The organism is Terriglobales bacterium, assembly GCA_035487355.1.
GTDB lineage: Bacteria > Acidobacteriota > Terriglobia > Terriglobales > Acidobacteriaceae > QIAW01.
On sequence record DATHMF010000033.1, the window covers coordinates 1 to 2,758 of the forward strand.

A 2,758-nucleotide genomic window follows, 5' to 3' on the forward strand; every position below is an offset into this window, starting at 1 on the left:
TATTTCTCTAACGCGTTTTTGCCCGGCGGGGCGCTGAGGCATCCCAAAAGCCCTAATTGAAGACAACGTCGCTTCTCCGAATTAAGGAGGGAGAACAGATGCCTGTGTCTGTCAGGCATCTGTTCTTGGGGTGAGTGAATCGGAGGTGTTCTCTGGCACTCAGACTACCGGGGCCCCGCGCACGCAACCATCCGGTCTTTCCAGTACGGAGAGACGGGGTTTCTTGTAGGGCGAGTGGCTGTCCTCTGTTGTCCGGAAAAATCACCGATTCCAACTGCTGCTGTCTCAGGGCTTTACTTTGACTGGAAATCTCCTGCGTATATAAGGGACCGTCTTGTACATAGTTTGCCGGCCGGAATGAATCCAGGATGAAACAGGACGGGGAGATTCTGCGAGAAGATTGGAGATATGAACGAATGAGGGATGACAATCCGCCACAAGCTTTACAAACGCGGTCAAAGGCACGGCCAGTAGAATCCCTATCAAGCCCCAAAGCCAACCCCAGAACAGGATCCCTGCTGTGGCCGCGACCGGGCCTATATTGACCCGCAACCCGACTACCTTTGGGATTAGAAAGTTTGCGGAAATGAAATGAAGGCATACGACTGTTAGGAAAATAATGGCAAACGGGCTTGCTGTAGTAAATTGCAAAAGCGCGGCCGCGGATGGGACCAGCACGGCGAGGATTACGCCCAGAAAAGGAATCAAATTCAGAAAACCGCTCACGATGCCAAGGATCATGGCACCCTGTATTTTCAACGCGAGAAGGACGAGAATCGTAACGGTTGCCATCGCAGAACCGATGATCAAGTTGCCCGCCGCAAATCCTCTCACCATTTGGGTCAATCGCCCCACGAATTGAGGCACGTCGATCATGTGGCCGAATGAGCTCGTCAGCCTTTGTTTCATCTGTTCCTTGCGAATCAGATTGAAGAACATCAGGAAAGGCACAACTCCAATAATGATGATGGCACTCCACACCGGCCCGACGCCGCGAATCATGTACGAAGGCCAGCTGGGCGGTTCTTTGATCTTTACCTCAGCGATTTTTTTTGCCGGCACCTCTGGATTCAGGCTGCCGGCGGTTTCTTGAACTTTGGCAATCTTCTGGTTCAAAGGCTTCAGGACATCGCGGATCCGCTCGGCGTACCGGGGCATGGTCTCCACGATGTCCGAAATACGATTGTAGGACGCGTACGTCAGGAAGCAGATGCACAGCGTTCCAGTAACTACGATAATTCCGGCGGCAGCGGAACGCGGGACATGCCAGCTCTCCAGATAGGTCACCAGCGGATCAACGAGGATCGCGAGGAAGGCAGCGAGCAGCAGTGTGATGCAAAAGGAACTTGCAAAGAAACAAAAAGCCATCAGAAGAGCGAGCACGATGACCCATAGAAGCCAGGCGATACGACTTAATAGGCGCCGTTGGAGTAAGTCTGTTGAGCTGCGCATCATTGAGACCAATTGCTCTCCCTCTTCCCATTTGCAAAACACGTGTGCGAGACCTCCTCGCACCCCAGTTGGGCGCAAGGAGGATCGCACAGGTAGTTCACGATAGGGTCTTACGCTGGAAAAAATGGACAATCAGCGAGAGAACTGCGAGCAGCAACAGAATATGAATCAGAGCGCTGGAGACATGGAAGACCAAGAATCCCCCCAGCCAAGCCAGCACCAAAACTGCAAACAAGACGATGAACATATAACCCTCCTTCCATAAACGCTCTTAGATTGTTCCAATTGAAAGCGCAAGCCCATACAGGGAATGCTGCAGTATTTGCCCAACCACACCCGATGGAGGAGGTTTGTTTTCCCGCTCTCTGAAAGGCGAGTGAAAGGGGCGCGGTCGAAAGCCGCTGGGGTCCAGCGAATTACAACGAACTTCTCTACAAGCAGCGCAGGAGCGCCCCCCGCTAAGGCAATCCGGTGGGAAGGCGAATTTGTTCAGCTCCGACAAACTCCAACCAGAAAGGCCGCCGCCGCAGCGCACATGCCCGCAGCACCCATCCATCCCAATACCTTCAAATAGAGTGGCAACGTAAACCGGCCCATCACTCTTCGATTCCGCGTCAACAACATCATTAGGGCCATCACAGGAGCGGCGAGAATTCCATTGATAACCGCGGCAATGAATAATGCTTTGATCGGGTCCAAATGAATAAAGTTCAGAGCCAAACCGGCGATCGTGGCAGCGCCCAGCGTGGCATAAAATTTGAAGGCTTTCTTCGGCTTGATCGCGAGACCTACTCGCCAGTGCATCGCTTCTCCAATAGCGTAGGCTGCGCTTCCCGCAAGAACCGGAACGGCAAGAAGCCCCGTTGCTATTATTCCTGCAGCGAATAAGACATAGGCAAAGCGTCCGGCCAGCGGTTCCAGAGCTCGCGCCGCTTCCGTTGCCGTATGGATGTTCGTCTGTCCGTGGGCATGCAAAGTTGCCGCAGAGGTGAGCATGATAAAAAACGCCACCAGGTTGGACGCCGCCATGCCGAGGTAGGTGTCGATCTTGATTCTGCGAAGTTGCTCAGGCGCCTGGGATGGATCTTTGCGCAGGGATTTATCTTCTTTTTTATCGCGAACTTCTTCGGCTTCCTGGGATGCCTGCCAAAAAAACAGATAAGGACTAATGGTAGTCCCGAGTACTGCTACCACCATCATGCTGTACTCCCCATGAAATCCATTTAAGGGAGGCAGAATCAATGCGCGCAGGGCTTCGCTCCAAGAAACGTGAACCAGAAAAGCTGTCACCACATACGCGAATAAT

At 52.9% G+C, this 2,758-nt stretch carries 3 protein-coding genes; all 3 read right to left on the reverse strand.

What is annotated here, in order from left to right:
• Positions 1–285: 285 nt before the first annotated feature.
• Positions 286–1,584, reverse strand: a complete 1,299-nt coding sequence (locus VK738_08105; GenBank protein HTD22602.1) for an AI-2E family transporter — start codon at positions 1,582–1,584, stop codon at positions 286–288.
• On the reverse strand, positions 1,550–1,699 hold the full coding sequence (locus VK738_08110; protein ID HTD22603.1) for a DUF5670 family protein: 150 nt from the start codon (positions 1,697–1,699) through the stop codon (positions 1,550–1,552). The genes VK738_08105 and VK738_08110 overlap by 35 nt, the downstream gene beginning before the upstream one ends.
• Before the next feature lie 242 nt (positions 1,700–1,941).
• On the reverse strand, positions 1,942–2,758 hold an 817-nt coding region (locus VK738_08115; GenBank protein ID HTD22604.1), incomplete at its 5' end, for a divalent metal cation transporter.

Excerpts from the sequence above, each read along its gene's own strand:
- VK738_08110 (HTD22603.1), bottom strand. The coding sequence starts at position 1,699 with ATGTTCATCGTCTTGTTTGCAGTTTTGGTGCTGGCTTGGCTGGGGGGA.